Here is a 16003-nt window from a genome sequence, read left to right on the forward strand (position 1 = left end):
TTTATATTTGAAATTTAGTATTAGATAATTCTTGGAGTGAGTTTGTAATCTCTTCAGTTAGTACCATATGAATCTTTTCAGTGTCACTCAGTGATGCAAGTAGTGCTGAAACTCTATTTGGAATATTAAGCAAATTATTACGAACAACTCTTGCTACGTTAAATGCTTCAGTTTTTACCTCTTCAATTGACACAAATTTGCCTATTTCAGCTTTCACTTTAGCTTCCAAAAGTTTACCACGCTCGGTTTCATTTTTTATTCGCGTTTTTAGCAATATCGTTGAAAGTGTTTCTCCGCGCTCTTTTCTCCTCAGTGGTTGACTTGGATCTCTTATTGCTGCTACCGCTTCATTTGCTTGTTCTCGGTCAATAAGTCCATCTTCCAGCTCAACTATTCCTTTTTTTACTAAAGAACAGACATATTGCCTCGAAAATCCTTTTTCCCTTGCCCACTCTGCTTGCGTAATTCTCACCTTTTTTTCTCCTTTTTTAGCACTGCTCAAGCACTTCTCAGCTATAATTTCGTAAGTAGTTAACATTTGAAATATGTCTAACGCTAAAGAAGGCCCGAGGTCAGGACCACCAAATCCGCTATTCTGGCCAAAAGGACCCACTTTTTATGATACTTTTAATGTATTAAAATCTTTACTGAAATTCATAACATAGAACATTAATGCTAAAGAATCTGCTTCATTATCATCTGTTGGACAAAAACCCTTTTTCTGCACTGCTTCAATAACATCAGCTTTACTTGCATTTCCCTTGCCAGTTATAAAACGTTTAATAGTCTTAACCGAAACACCTTGATAGGGAATATTGCTTTCCTCACACCAAGCAGAAAGGTGTGCTAAAAACCCTCCATAGATATGTGCAGCATCAGTTCCCAAGTGTCTTCTCACTTCTTCAAAGTACACAACTTCAATGCCTGGAAATTTATACTTAAGTGAATTAAGCCAATTACGAAAATTTAAAAACTGCATTCCACCACCACTAAACCTGCTAACATGAAAACTCTTACTTCCACTTTGCACTATTCCATCATTTAAAATAGTCCAGCCAGTTTGTTTGCCAAGATCTAGGGTGAGCATTTCCTTTCAGTTGTTGTGTACATATATATACAAGATTCGAAAAAATTATGTCCAAAAAATCTTTAATTTTCGAAATTTAACAACTAATATGAAAACTCTTTTACAGCCAGTTTGTTTACCAAATCTTTCAATTGCCGAGTACGTATATATACAAGATTTGAAAAAATTACGTCCAAAAAATCTTCAATTTTTGAAAATTTTTTATAATTAACTCTTTCTTGAAGATGTTTATTTAAAAACCTTCTAAACATGATTTTTCTACTTTCAGAGGTTCTTTTATTATTCTAATCTGATATTTTATATGTTTTTATATATGTGTATATTTTTATATATGTATTATATATATATATTATATATAAGGGTTTCAGGAAGCTAGAATCCTCCATATTGGCGGACTTCAGATATGCCGTTCCTAGGAACGGTTTTAGGAACGCATGGTGAAAACCCGCCATACAGGCTAATTCTAGATTCCTGATTCCTAATTCCTGATTTAGGAAGCCAGTAATTAGGAACGGAACTTAAGGTTATAGAGAGCATACTTTTCAACTATTTTCCTCTTAAAAATTTAAGCTATTCTTTTAATAGCGAAATCCACATTTTTAGCTCTTTAGGTGATATTGAATTTCAAAATATGAAATTCTTATATATTTTTAATATAATTTTAGGAAGTCTGAGCTACCCATTCTTTGAAATCCATTCAAAATAGGTTCCAAAAACCTGAACTGTATTATTTTAAATTGCACCGGTATTATTCTCAAAAAAAAATAACAGAATATCAATAGATTAAAAATCGCATCAGTATTATTTATTTTTGCTCCTGTCCTACATAACGGCATTAATAACTCTCATCCTTAAAAGCATCAATTTGTTTTTAAGGAAAGTTATGAAATTACAAAACTACCATATAGTTATTAAAAATGTAAAATATCAAGCTTATAGACTGAAACTTGCTAAGTGCTTTATTAATGAAGCTCACGAAGATCTTGAGCAAGAACTCTTCTGTGAAATTTGGCCATGTCTTGATCAATATGATGAAGATAAAAGTAGCTTTAACACTTTCGTAGCAAGATTAACTGAAAACAAAGCTATTAACTTGCTAAAGAAACAGCGATGTGCAAAACGCGATATCAATAACTATATTAGTATCGATGTAACAGAGCTACTTGAGAGTGAAATAACAAAACGCATTGATGTAGACTATATGATCTCGGTTTTACCAAAGGAATGGCAAAATATATGTGAGCAACTTAAATTTTTCAACTTACATGAAGTTGCCAAAATGAACAACGTTTCAAGAACCACTTTAAACAATATTATCAAGAAGATACGTGCCAAACTTTCTTCTATTTACTACGCAGGCAAAAAGAAAAATTGAACAAAATTTTTGCCTTTCTTGTATATATATACATCGTAGCATGGATAAATAATGGTTCTTAAAATTTTGAATAATAATGAAAGATTGCAAACAATATCAACTGTAAAAATGGTCATCTTTGGTCCTTATGGTATTGGTAAAACAAGTCTCCTAAAGACCATAGATGAACCAACACTTTGTCTTGATTTTGAAGCAGGACTTCTAGCTGTACAAGACTGGAAAGGAGATTCAACTGAGATTCGCACTTGGAATGAGGCTAGAGATATTGCTTGTCTTATAGGGGGGCCTAATCCTGCACTGAAATCTGATCAAGCATACAGCCAAAGACACTATGAACATGTATCTAGTAAATACAAAGATTTTTCCTCTGAGTTTTCTAAGTACCGATGCATTTTTGTAGATAGCATAACCGTTGCTTCACGTTTATGTCTATTATGGGCAAAAATGCAACCTGAAGCTTTTTCTGAGAGATCAGGAAAACAGGATATGAGAGTTGCCTATGGGTTACTTGCTCAGGAAATGATGGCTTGGCTCAATCAATTTCAACACATCAGAGACAAAGACATCATTATAGTTGGCACTTTAGGTCAATATCTCGATGACTGCAATCGTCCAGTTTGGCTACCTCAATGCGAAGGAACTAAAACTGCTAGTGAAATTCCTGGGATAGTTGACGAAGTAATCAGTATGGTTGGAATCAAGAAAGATGATGGAACGGAGAAGCGCTCTTTTGTTTGCCACACTTTAAACCCTTGGGGATACCCAGCTAAAGACCGCAGTGGACGCCTGAGTATGGTTGAAGAACCGCATTTAGGCAAGCTGCTTACAAAGATTAAAAGCAAGTTTTAAAATTTAAACATGGAGAATGATATATGTTAGAAGACCTGTTAACTGACTTTAACACTGTAAAACCGCAAAGTAGATTAATACCAAAATGTACAATAGTAAAGGTAAAAATGACAATCAAGCCTGGAGGTTATGAAAATTGGTTTACTAAAAGCTATGCTACCGGCAGCATCTATTTAAACGCTGAATTTATTGTCACTGAAGGTCCATACGCAAAACGCAAGATTTTTCAAGTAATTGGTATTAAAAGTGGCAAAGCAAGCGTTGAAGGAGATACTTGGGGAGAATCTGGTCGTTCCATGCTTAGAAGTATTTTGGAGTCAGCACGAAATATTCATGCACATGACACTTCAGAGAAAGCAGTTATTGCTAGAAAAATCAACTCTATAGCTGATTTTAACGGGTTAGAGTTTACTGCAAAAGTTGGTATTGAAGCTGATAGTAGATACGGAGACAGGAACAGAATTACTGCAGTTGTTACTCCAGAACAAAACAATAGCATTGAATCTGATTGGGTCCCGTTTTGAAGTACGACGAGGAAAAGCTTTGGTCTGCTGTCGTTACTAGAGGTATTCAGGACGCAGTAGGAAAAAACCCAAAGCTAAGAGAAGAAGCAATTAATTGGCTGAATTCAAAATCTTTTGAAACTGTTTGTGAGCTAGCTAATCTCAACTTTACACGTATGAAAAATATGTATGGGAGTTTTATGTCTAAAAAGCAAGAAAAGATAAAAGCATTATTAATTGATAATATCAAAGAGTGTGTTTCTTACCTACTTCCAAATGGTGAGTTTTACCGAGATAAAACTTATATTGGAAACTTAAATGGAAATACAATTACAGTTAAAATAGTAGGTAAGGAAGCTGGTGATTGGCGTAATTTTACTGAAGGAACTGGTGGTGATATTATTGATCTTTGGATTTTAATTAAGGGTGATATATATTCTGCTAGAAAGTGGCTCAATAAAAAATCAAAGAGTGGAGAAAAAAAAGGGGGGAAAAGAGAAGAAAAAATATTTTCTGTAAAGCAGTACTTGAGTGATCAATCACCAATACCAGAAGACATAATAGCTCCACGAATTCTCACTCCAGGTGGTCTTTTAGTCATTGGTGGTACTCCAAAGGTTGGCAAAAGTTATTTTCTTCTCTCTTTGCTTGCACATCTTGCAGCAGGAGTGTCGTTTCTTAAGATGAAATCAGCAAGGCCACTAAAAATAATCTATCTGCAAAATGAGATGGAGTACAATTACATCAGGGAACGAATACAACAAATCATAACCAATCAAAGGCTGCCAAATCTAGCAGAAGAAAACTTGATTGTTACTACAAAGATGAGATTAACTTTAAACGATGAAGGTATAGAGAGAATAAAAGAGATCATAGGAGAAAAATTTAAAACAATAGACCTTATCGTCTTGGATTCTCTTGACTATGAAAATATGTTTTCTGGCCTGCAAAGCAGAGTAGAAAAACTACGTTCTATAATTAATCCTATGGCTGGAATCATTATTACACGTCACACCAGAAAAGTATCGACAGCTACACTCGCAAAAAGCCCTTTTCAAGCTTTAATTGGTGCTAATGCTTTAAGAAGCTTTTATACATCTGGTATGGTAATGTTTCAACCAAGTAAACGTGCAAATGTCTTGCAAGTAGTATATGAACTAAGAAACGGTAAATCAATACCAGCAAAATTCATTAGCAGGGTAAATGGGCGTTGGCAGAATTCTAAAATTATAGCTACGGCTTAACTTGTCCGCAAAAAACGGATACTATGGTAGAGCTAAAGACTCAGCTTTTGCAAAATATCAGATCTTGTCTTTTTCATCTACTACCAAGAGGGACATTTCGTGGTGATAAGTTTTATGTAGGTGATGTACAGGGTAACAAAGGCAAAAGTACTGTAATAGAATTAACAGGCGAAAGAGCTGGATTATGGAAAGATTTTGCAACAGGAGAAGGCGGTGACATTATTGATCTTTGGGCAACGGTACATGGGAAAAATGCCAAAATAGAATTTCCTGAAGTAATGGCTTCAATAAGTGAATGGCTTGGTCTTAAGAAACAAAACAATATCAGAAATCTAGAACAATATCTGACTTGTAGTTGGAATTACTACGATGAAAATAACCAATTGATTGTAATAGTCTATCGTTATGATCCTCCTTTAGAGAAAAAACAGTTTAAACCATTTGATGTTAAAAGACAAAAATTCAAAGAGCCAGAGATCAGGCCACTCTACAACATTCCAGGTATTTTAAAGTCCGATAAGGTTATTCTGGTTGAAGGAGAAAAATGCGCAGAAGCACTTATAGAGAAAGGAATTACAGCTACAACTGCGATGTTTGGAGCAAATGCACCTATTGATAGAACAGATTGGACTCCTCTTAGAGGTAAACATGTTATCATTTGGCCAGACAACGATGAAGCAGGTAATAAATATGCCAAAAACGTTGAAAAGAAACTTTTAGAACTTGGTGTTGCATCACTTGCTATGCTTAAGATTCCACCGAATAAACCAAAGAGTTGGGATGCTGCTGATTATGTGTTAGAGGGAATAAATATTGAAGAATTTATCGAAAAAAACTCAAGAAAAATAATTATTAAACCACCACTTGATATTTTTAGTTGGAGCGTAGAGCGTTTTGTAGGCCCAGTACCAAAGCAAAGATTCTTGGTTGAAGGATTATTTCCTTTGGGTGTAACATCTATTTTGGCTGCAATGGGTGATACTGGTAAAGGTATGCTACTTCTTGACCTAGCCCTCAAGGTTGCGGGTAGCATAGATCAGGTATGCGGATTTGGTCCACTTGTTACTGAACATGGATCTGTGGTGGTATTTTCTGCAGAAGATGATACAAATGAAATACATCGTCGCTTAGAACGACTTGATCCCAAATGTGAAAGATTAAAATATAAAGATAGGCTATTTATTGTACCACTGCCAAATATAGGAGGATCTTTTGCCATACTTAAGAATGTTCGCGGTAAAGTTGTAGAAATATCTCCAGAATTTGAGTCTGTAATGAAGCAGCTGAGCAGGATAAAGGATTTAAAGCTCATTATATTTGATCCCCTTGCTTCTTTCATTCATGCAGATTTAAATGCTGACCCAGCAGTAGGGGATTATCTCATGTGTTTATTATCTGATTTAGCATGTAGCACTGGAGCTTCAATAATTACTGCACATCATATGAGAAAGCTGAAGGGAGAAAAGCCTATATCAACAGTAGAGCAAGCACGAGATGCTATTCGAGGTACTTCTGCTCTGGTAAATGGAGTCAGGTGTTCTTTTGCTTTTTGGCCTGTTGAGGATATAACTAAACCGATGATTTTTAGGTCAATTGGAAAAATCCCAAGACAAAATGCACTATTTTATGGAGCAGTTGTTAAAGCAAATGGCCTTGCTGATCGTACCATACGCACTTACCTAAGAAATGAAGAAACAGGACTATTGGAAGACATTACTGAACAATTAAAAGCTCAAAATACTAGTAATAAGGATCTTAAAATATATCTTATTGATTCAATTGCGCGAGCTGCTATTTCAGGACATCCATTTACTCATACAGGAAGTGCAGGAATACATAAACAACGGCATAGACTGCCTGAAGTTTTTCATAGTATGGGAAGGGATAGACTAGAGCGTATAGTTCAAGAGCTTTTACAAGCAAAGCAAATAGTTAAAGGAATGGCTAATGGTTCAAAAGAAGATAAATGGCTTGATGTAAAAACAGGACCATTTGCACGTGGAGTTGGAAAATTTACTCATGGAGCTGAAAATTTTTAAAATCAGGAAATTCTATTTTTTTATAGTCAAAGTAAAAGGGTTAATACGATAACCATGTGATGATCTTTGCCAACCAAGGGTTTGTATTACATCATCACGTTCAATACTTAATCCTAATTTCTCAGCCAATGTAGCTTTGATCGTTTTTTGCATCTTGTTTAATGGTTTTCTGATTTGATGTTCTAAATCTGCTTCTAAACTAAGTCCCAAGAGTTTTTCTAACTGATTAATATTGAGAAGTGTATGTTTTTCAGGTGGTAACTCTTTCTCACAGTCATGTAAAAATTGCTTGAACAATATTCGAAAAATATTAAGACATGATGCAGCTTTTTTATTTATAACTTCAATACTATTAACATATACCATACCTTTAACTACCTGTAACTCCAAAAGCTTTGTTGGTATAATTGGTTCAACACGTTTAAGCGAAATATATGAAGCTGGTAAAACTTGCAAAGAAGTATTTTCTACTACCTTTGCTACTCCTCTTTTAGCTGCCTCTCGGAATATCTCAGTTACAGTCTTAAGCTGACAAAACAGTTTCACCATTGGCACTACATATAGATTCAGTAATAGATTTGGTATATCTTTTTTTAGAGTAATGAGAACTGTAGGGTGGACTCTAAGTTTATCTATAGTTAAAAATATCGCATCAGTACAAAAATCAAGGATTATTAGATTTACAATACGACCTTGATTACAAATATAATAAACTCCTTGTTCCACTTTTTCCCACATAAGTCTTGAATCATTCAACTTTGTTTCAAACCAGTCTATGACCTTTTCTGTATTTAAGTATATGGATAAGAGATGAAATCTCTGTTTTTGATAAGTGTTAGGTAAAATATGACGAGAACAGTTTTCACAAATAGCGTCATCACATGCTTCATCAAAGTCTGAATCAATAAAAATCTCATTGCTACAACTTGGATCAACTACATTTGGCCAATCAAGACGATCTTCCTCACGAGAACAAACAATATAATACCTTTCTTGCATTTTTATCCATCCAAGATCAAATAAGTATCTTGCTGCTTTAATATGATTTTGGCTTGGATTTACCCAAGAACTATTTGAACTTAAAAGATCAGCAATTTGCTCGTGAAAGAATTTTAAGACCATAAGATTGTTCCATATGTTTCTTCAGGTCCTCTCTTTCTTTTTTATTGAGTGGATGCTCTGAATAATAAACTTCCCCACTTATTTTGAAAGAAAATGTTACCTTTTTGTTTTGGAACATTACTTTAGCTGATTGAATAGATTGTAGTATGTTGCCAATAGCTGGCTTTAAAATATGTAACTCTGGTGCAATAGGATCATATGGCTTTACACTCAAAGTAAGATATGTATTACTATTTTTAAAATAATCTGACTTAAAATTTAACTCAAATATACAAATATTAGGGTCAGAACCCTCTATACATGCTTGAAGGAATTTATGCACTTGTAGTAGAAAGTTCTTATCCTGTATATTTACAAAAGTACATTCGCAGTTAAAATAACCACTTACAATACTATTTGCTATTTCCACAGCTTTATTGGTATTTTTAGCACAGAGATTAACCTTTGTACCATCAATCGAAAAATCTAAAATCATCCACTCAGGTTTATGGCCATGAACAACTTTGTTTGAATTAAGCAGTAAATCCATGTCACTTCCTCGACGTACAAACATATATATCCGATCTTGATGATGGAAAAAACCCTGCAACTGGTCATCATCCTTAAGTATCTGCTCTACGGCTTCTCGTGACATAAATTCCTTAAATGAAGTATGTATTTGTCTTGGTGATTTCTGTAAAGCAAATGATACGAAACCTTTCTTTTGTACTTTATCAAAGTGATAGACAGATTTTAGAAGTTCACAATTTATGTGAAATAGTAAAAACAATAAGGATCTTTTATCATACTTGGTATTGTTTTTTACCAGGTACGATCTCATTAACTTCTCAGTCAGAGCAAATCTTGCTACTTCACTAACTGTAGCCTCAAGTTTTGTACGATCAAAGTAGCTAATGAGATAATAGTCAAAAAGAGAGTCAGAGTAACTGGTAAGTATCTTACGTTTTTGCTGAGTGGATCTATCGTCATAATCTCCATCCTGAAAAAGTTGCCCATTTAAATGATTTTTAAAGCAATGCTGAAAAATGATGCTCAGTTGTTTACCAGAAAGGGAATCTAACCAAGATTGACGTATATTAGAATCCTGAAAACGATCTAATAAAAGGTTAACAGGAACTTCTAAGTCGCTCTCCCAGAATTTATGACTTGGATAAATCTCCATAACATATTAAATAAGCCATATTATACGTAATATGATGATTTAGGCAAAGATTTTTTGGACATAATTTCTTCAAATCTTGTATATTTATTAGGGAGAATTTCTTGTTTGCGCAAACTAGACAGCTTTTTTAAATAAGGTGTTTAGTTTAAAATGGTAAACGTTTTCTTTTAGCTATGGCAATAGAAGTCTCCTAACCTATAAGAAAATTCACAGGAAGAAAAACATGCAAAAAGGGGAATTAACTATTAATTGCCGTTATGAGCCCAGTCGGTTGGCAGGTACATATTTGGCAGATGCTTATGAACAATTATTGAAATATAAAATAAAGGAGGTAGAAGAAAATGACAACCGTAAGCTTGTATGCAAGAGTTTCATCAAGACAACAGGCACAGGAGAATACGATAGAGAGTCAGATTGTAGAATTGGAGCGTCGCATTAGTAGTGATGGACATGAATTATTAGATGAGCATAGGTTTGTTGATAATGGTTACAGTGGATCAAACTTAGAACGTCCTGGCTTAGAGAGTTTACGTGATAGAGTAGCAGAAGGTAAGATTGATAAGATATACATTCATTCACCTGATCGGCTATCACGGAAATTTTCATATCAAATGATCCTACTCGAAGAGTTTAAAAAGGCTGGATCTGAAATAGTATTTTTGAATCATAAGTTTGATGATAATCCTGATTCCCATTTATTTCTACAGATTCAGGGAGCAATAGCAGAGTATGAACGTGCAAAGATTATGGAACGAAACCGTAGAGGTAAACTTCATGCGGCCAAAGCTGGGTGTATAAGTGTGATGGGTAGGGCGCCTTACGGTTATCGCTACATAGCAAAACATGTAGGTGAAGGAAGTGCTCAATTTGAGGTTGATGAAGAAGAGGCAAATATAGTGCGTAAAATATTTAGTCGGGTTGGCCAAGAAAGAGCAAGTATAGGAGAAGTTGTACATGAACTGAATAAGATACCGGTAATAACACGAACAGGAAAAAGGTATTGGAAAAGGAGCACTATTTGGAACATGTTAAAAAATCCTGCTTATATAGGACAAGCAGCTTATGGTAAAACTAGGACATGCTCAAAACCACAAGTAAAAAAGTCAAAAAAAGGAACTTGTGGTAAACTTAAAAGTGGTCGCTTTAACAGTGATAAAGAGAACTGGACTTATATTCCAGTACCAAAAATAATCAATGAAAATTTATTTGATTCAGTGCAAACACAATTAGCTGAAAATAGACAAAGAGCAAGAGTAAGGCAAAGAAGAGAAACATATTTATTACAAGGTTTAATGGTATGCCAACGTTGTCAATATACTTATTGTGGTACAAACCACGTTCATAAAAAGTCGACATATTATTACTATCGTTGCTCTGGTACAAACTCTAGCAAATTCAATGGCAATAAAATCTGCGATAATAAATCAATACGCACTGATGTATTAGATGGAGTTATATGGGAAGAAGTCAAGAGTATCCTGAAAGAGCCAGATAGGATTGCAAATGAATATCAACGTAGATTGTCAGAGAACAAAAAACCTTTACATAATCAAACACGTGAAAAGCAAGAAAGTAAGCTAAGATTAAGTATCAAAAAATTTATTGATAGCTATGCCAAAGGGTTTATAAGCCAAGAAGAATTTGAACCAAGAATCACAACAATGAAACAGCATTTGAAAGAAATTGAAGAAGAGAAAGAAAGAACACTCGATCAAAAGAAGTTACAACAAGAATTGAGCCTTGTTACAGATAGCTTGAAAAACTTTTCCTCAAGTGTTGAATCAAAGCTTGATCTGGTAGATTGGCAGACTAAGCAAAATATTATTAGAATGTTAATTCATCAAATTGAAATCAACCACAATCACCTATATATAGTATTTCGCATAAAAAATCTTGCAAATTTTGATCAAAATAGCCATAATAGAATTATGCAATGTTGTACTAGCAGTCAACGGTCAGTGAATACCTAAATTTGAGTAAAAGAAATTTCACTACCACTCACTAATCCGGCTAAAATTCAAGAATTTCAATGCTTTAGCTATTTTCAATAGAATTAAATTTATTAATATAAATAACAAGTTACTATTCTTAAATTTGATCAGATTGATTGCAAAAAAAACAAGATTTTCAATAAGTTGCTTATAATCCTAATTATAGTTAGCCTTTCATAAGTAGCGATGCAACAAAGCCATCCCAGTGTCAGCTACTTTCATGACACCATTTGCTGTGCAGTTTACCTTCAAAAATGAATGTTCGTACAGCTATGGAATGAATCGCGGTATGACGTAGCTTCGCTATAGGCAATGAAGGAAATATTAACTATACTTCTTTTTACCATTGTTTATATTTCCTATTCACATATATTAATATTTTACTCACTTAAAGTAAGCTAACTACCGTTATTAATATTTTTGTAATAAAAATTGTATATGGTGCATGTAATCAAATTAAGAGGAAGATTGTGGAAATTACGCCATCAATAAAAAAAGAATTGAAGCAAAGTACTCTATATGTTTGCCTAGAAAAATGCAAAAGTGCATTTTGGTTTATCTTTTGGTTTAGTGCGGGAATCAATTTATTAATGTTATTCCTACCACTTTATACCTCTCAAGTGCTTGATCGGGTGATATCGAGCGAAAGTGTATCAACACTAACTATGCTGACAATTATCACTTTATCTGCATTTGCATGTTCTGCAATGCTTGAAACTTGTCGATATTTAGCCATGGCAAAAATAGGTGATTGGATCGATAAAACTGCAACACCAGATCTGATAGTAAGGTCAATCAGGCTAACGTCAGTGCAGAGCTCAACTTCAAGTGGTGAAGCAATACGAGATCTCGGAGTGATAAAAAATTTCATTACAGGAAATGGTATATTCTCACTGTTTGATACTCCATGGTCGTTAATTTACCTTGTTGTGATTTTCATGATACATACCTCCACGGGGTTTATAGCTATTACTGGAATTATTATATTAGTCTCTATGGCAATATGGAATGAACTTGCCACTAAACGAATATTACAAGAAACCAACGAAGAAACTATACGGAATATCAATGCTATAGATGTTGCAACAAGAAATGCAGAAGTGGTTGAAGCTATGGGCATGTCAGAATTCATAGTCTCTGATTGGTGTAAACGAAATGATCAGAACCGAGCAATGCAAATTAAAGCACAAAATCGCTCTAATGTAATTACTGGAATCACTAAATTTTTGCGCTCAACTCTGCAAATATCAGTAATTGGAACAGGTGCATTACTTGCAATCACAGCTCATAAGACTGCCGGTAGCATCATCGCTGCTTCAATTTTAATGGGTAGAGTATTAGCACCATTTGACGCTGCGGTTCATACTTGGAAGTTTTTAAATCAGGCTAGAATATCATATGGAAGGCTACAAAGACTTATATTAACATCGCCAAAAAGAGAGCAAACGATGGCTCTACCAGAACCTGAAGGAAAATTGGAATTTGATAGAGTATTTTTTACTCCTTATGGAAGCAATAAGCCGACAGTAAAAGGAATATCATTCATTATAGATCCTGGAGATGTAGTTGGTGTTATTGGTGCAAGTGCTTCTGGTAAATCCACTATCGCAAAATTAACTGTTGGTGTATGGAAGCCAATATCTGGTGTAGTCAGACTAGATGGCGCTGATGTGTATACTTGGAATCGAGAAAATTTTGGTAATTATGTTGGCTACTTACCTCAGGATATTGAGTTATTTAACACTAGTGTCAAAGCTAATATTGCTCGCATGAGGCCAGATCCAAATCCTGAAGAAATAATCAAAGCAGCAAAAATTGCAGGAATACATGAACTAATACTAAGCTTACCAAATGGATATGATACAACAATAGGAGGTCCTGGAGGAGTAACGCTCTCTGGCGGCCAAAAACAGCTTCTTGGACTTGCCAGAGCTTTTTATGGTCACACAAAACTTTTAGTACTTGATGAACCAAACGCTAACTTAGATAGCAATGGAGAGGCATGCTTAATTAATGCAATTGGCATTGCAAGAAAACAAAATACTACTACTGTTATCATCACTCACAAGCTACCGTTATTGTCCGTAGTTGATAAGGTGATCCTCATGTCAGATGGTATCATTTACGCTATGGGACCAAAAGATGAGATTTTGAGCAAATTAGTTGCTCCATCATCAAGTACCACAGAAGATGAGCGCTCTTCAGCAAATGGTTAGTTTACTTACAATAAATTCTGTATCTGAAATAACAACTGTTCCAGAAAAATATATATTTCTTTACCATTAGAAATAATATTACAAGAATAGTAAATAGATTAATAACTCTTATTAATTAAAGTCAAGCGGCAGATATAGCTAAAGTGGCTTAGGTTTACCTACAATTTGAAAAACAACAAATTCGTCTTAATGAATTTTCTTAATTTGTTATCTAAATCACTTAATATTAGTGGTAATTTTATAAAAAAATTATAATATAAATAATGTTGCTGCGAAAATTTATAACAATATTTCCCTCTAACGTTTAATGAATTTCAATAAATTGCCTTTTTAATTCTAGATAAGTATATGCTTTGTTAATATGTTTAGTTCAAAATCCAAAAGTAAGTTTATGCTTTCTATTGGAGAAGAAGGCATAATGTTACTATATTTTAAAAATAATACTTTAAATAAAAGGTATTTTGTTAAGGGCAAAAACGATAAAGCAGTTTCCGATTTAATTTCATGTCTTTCGTCAGATAAAAAAGCACCTTTATACCTGGTGCTTAATCATGCAGATCAAAATTACTCGCTACAGTTTATTACAAGGGCAAACAAGATTAGTGCCTATCTATCAGCAAAAACAAAGATGGAGCATTTTTCTCGTAATAATGACATAAGTTCAGTTTTTTTGGTTGAGAAGCCAAACAAATTCAATCAAAACTGGTGCTATCTTCTTGTTTCATCAAAAGCAAAGCATTTAGTAGAATATTGGTTGAATGTGTTTATTGAGATAGGCTCCAACTTTAAGGGAATATTAATGTTTCCTATAGAAATAAGTAATATAACAAAAAAGATTCTACATAAAGATCCTAATAATTGGAAAATTATAGTTGCTGCAACTAAAACGGGAGGCTATAGACAAGTGGTTCTTAAAGAGAATAAAATGGTATTTACGCGCTTAACATCATTTACTAATGATAATTTACCAGGAATTATCGCTGGTGGAATATATCAGGAAGTGCAAGATACTATTCGATCCTTAACTAAGTTTGGGTTTGAAAAAAATAACCCTATCGACCTTTGTATCATAGTGTCAGAAGATATCAAAGCTAGTTTATCAGTCATAAATTTTTCAGAGAACAGTGTGAACATATTAACTCCATATGAGTTAGGCAAACTATTAGGAGCAGAACTAGCTATAAGTGAAAAAGATAACTTTTGCGATACCATAATTTTGTTTCATAGCTTTAAGAATAAATTAGCAGCTATTTTTAATACAAAGGAAACTAAAGAATTTTATCTATTCAATTACCTTTATTTAAACTCTCCTCGAATTTTTCTATACTTCGCCCTGGTTTTAGTTATAACAAACACCCTTTGTTTGCTAAATTTGTATTCAAATTTCAATGTCGCTGATAATTTATCAGCAAAGCAGAACACCTTAAATAACCAATTAACAAAACTTAGCCAAAGCTATAATGTAAAAAAAATAGATGAAATTTATGATTTTATTAATATCAATAATATTTTATCAAAAATAGAATACTCTCCTCTTACACAAGTTAAGTATGTAGAAAAGTTAAAAATACCAGGTATAGAGCTTCGATCATTTGAATGGAATTATAATGAGGCAAAAAGTTATATTACCACAACTTTAAAGTTTAATTTTCAATCCGGTAAAAATATTTCTCATCAATACGAGAAACTACGAAAAAATTTAAACGATAATTTTCGTACCTATGACATTAATATTTCTAGCTTACCTGCTGCTAAAGAGCAAAATCTATCTATTGATGTTGAAATAGGAGAGGCAATGTAGATTAATGACTATCTCTCAATTAAAAAGAAAAGCTACAATTCAGTTTATACCGTATTTGTTATTATCTGTTGGATTAATAGGGTTATTAACATATGTTGTTATCTATAACGAAAAGATTTATAATAAAAACCAAATTGCGATTGATAAAATACGTTCTATTAATTTACAGATTACTGGAATTCAAAAAAAGGAAGTTGTTCTAAATAAAAACCTAGATTTATGGAAAAAAATTTCCTCTTCAAATTTACATAGTAGCAGATACATTGCAAATTTAAATTTCGAGCTTAGCAAGTTATATAAAAAGTACTATATATTAGAACCTGAAATATCAATTTCTATACCCGAAGAAGTTGAGCTCCACAACAAAAGTGAACGCACAAAAGTAATAAAAAGTGAAGTGATCCTAAATTTAAGCTCAATCAGCGATAAGCATATTTTTTTATTTCTACAGTCTATTCCAAATCTGCCAGGTTATGTTATGATCAAATCTCTTATTTTAAATAAGCAGAGAAATATTGATGCTGCAACTATGAATCAGATTTTGAATGGTAATATGATAGAGATAGTGAGAGCTAATATAGTCTTTGATTGGTATACTATATTAAGTAGATAAG

At 33.5% G+C, this 16003-nt stretch carries 13 protein-coding genes; 9 read left to right on the top strand and 4 right to left on the bottom strand.

All coding sequences use genetic code 11. The annotated features are described in order from the left end of the window. Position 1: 1 nt before the first annotated feature. The gene (locus ACQH3L_RS05445) at positions 2 to 472 is read right to left on the bottom strand and encodes a hypothetical protein (RefSeq protein WP_007549853.1); all 471 of its coding nucleotides are present in this window, start codon (positions 470 to 472) and stop codon (positions 2 to 4) included. A 144-nt stretch (positions 473 to 616) separates the two neighbouring features. Then, positions 617 to 1087 (bottom strand): Holliday junction resolvase, encoded by a 471-nt coding sequence (locus ACQH3L_RS05450; protein ID WP_425384737.1) that lies wholly within the window; start codon positions 1085 to 1087, stop codon positions 617 to 619. 883 nt (positions 1088 to 1970) lie between these two features. On the opposite strand from ACQH3L_RS05450, the gene ACQH3L_RS05455 reads away from it, so the two are divergent. Genes ACQH3L_RS05455 through ACQH3L_RS05475 form a run of 5 tightly spaced genes read left to right on the top strand, consistent with a single transcriptional unit; the run spans position 1971 to position 7097 of the window. Continuing rightward, positions 1971 to 2462, top strand: a complete 492-nt coding sequence (locus ACQH3L_RS05455) for a sigma-70 family RNA polymerase sigma factor (RefSeq protein ID WP_425384738.1) — start codon at positions 1971 to 1973, stop codon at positions 2460 to 2462. Between the two features lie 51 nt (positions 2463 to 2513). Next, positions 2514 to 3311, top strand: a complete 798-nt coding sequence (locus tag ACQH3L_RS05460; RefSeq protein WP_007549624.1) for an ATP-binding protein — start codon at positions 2514 to 2516, stop codon at positions 3309 to 3311. 23 nt (positions 3312 to 3334) lie between these two features. Then, complete coding sequence (locus tag ACQH3L_RS05465) at positions 3335 to 3835, top strand: hypothetical protein (RefSeq protein WP_007549622.1); 501 nt, start codon at positions 3335 to 3337, stop codon at positions 3833 to 3835. Beyond that, positions 3832 to 5058 carry an AAA family ATPase gene (locus ACQH3L_RS05470; RefSeq protein ID WP_012673264.1) on the top strand — a complete coding sequence of 409 codons (1227 nt, stop codon included), beginning with the start codon at positions 3832 to 3834 and terminating at the stop codon, positions 5056 to 5058. Before ACQH3L_RS05465 ends, ACQH3L_RS05470 begins: the two co-directional genes overlap by 4 nt. A 23-nt stretch (positions 5059 to 5081) precedes the next feature. After that, positions 5082 to 7097 (top strand): AAA family ATPase, encoded by a 2016-nt coding sequence (locus ACQH3L_RS05475; protein WP_425384739.1) that lies wholly within the window; start codon positions 5082 to 5084, stop codon positions 7095 to 7097. A gap of 12 nt (positions 7098 to 7109) precedes the next feature. Here ACQH3L_RS05475 and ACQH3L_RS05480 read toward each other — a convergent pair whose 3' ends face one another. Further along, positions 7110 to 8219 carry a hypothetical protein gene (locus tag ACQH3L_RS05480; protein ID WP_425384740.1) on the bottom strand — a complete coding sequence of 370 codons (1110 nt, stop codon included), beginning with the start codon at positions 8217 to 8219 and terminating at the stop codon, positions 7110 to 7112. Continuing rightward, positions 8185 to 9381, bottom strand: coding sequence for a hypothetical protein (locus tag ACQH3L_RS05485; RefSeq protein WP_425384741.1), 1197 nt, complete (start codon positions 9379 to 9381; stop codon positions 8185 to 8187). Before ACQH3L_RS05485 ends, ACQH3L_RS05480 begins: the two co-directional genes overlap by 35 nt. 341 nt (positions 9382 to 9722) lie before the next feature. Here ACQH3L_RS05485 and ACQH3L_RS05490 point away from each other — a divergent pair, with 341 nt between their 5' ends. From ACQH3L_RS05490 to ACQH3L_RS05505, 4 genes are all read left to right on the top strand, one after another. Then, positions 9723 to 11351 (top strand): recombinase family protein, encoded by a 1629-nt coding sequence (locus ACQH3L_RS05490; protein WP_425384742.1) that lies wholly within the window; start codon positions 9723 to 9725, stop codon positions 11349 to 11351. A gap of 491 nt (positions 11352 to 11842) precedes the next feature. Next, complete coding sequence (locus ACQH3L_RS05495) at positions 11843 to 13588, top strand: type I secretion system permease/ATPase (RefSeq protein WP_425384743.1); 1746 nt, start codon at positions 11843 to 11845, stop codon at positions 13586 to 13588. 361 nt (positions 13589 to 13949) lie between these two features. Beyond that, positions 13950 to 15389: a hypothetical protein gene (locus tag ACQH3L_RS05500; RefSeq protein WP_015589193.1), complete on the top strand. Its 1440-nt coding sequence runs from the start codon at positions 13950 to 13952 to the stop codon at positions 15387 to 15389. 4 nt (positions 15390 to 15393) lie between these two features. Then, complete coding sequence (locus ACQH3L_RS05505; RefSeq protein ID WP_425384744.1) at positions 15394 to 16002, top strand: hypothetical protein; 609 nt, start codon at positions 15394 to 15396, stop codon at positions 16000 to 16002. Position 16003: the final 1 nt, after the last annotated feature.

Origin of the sequence: Wolbachia endosymbiont (group A) of Sturmia bella, from assembly GCF_964030905.1 — a bacterium.
GTDB classification, from domain to species: domain Bacteria; phylum Pseudomonadota; class Alphaproteobacteria; order Rickettsiales; family Anaplasmataceae; genus Wolbachia; species Wolbachia pipientis.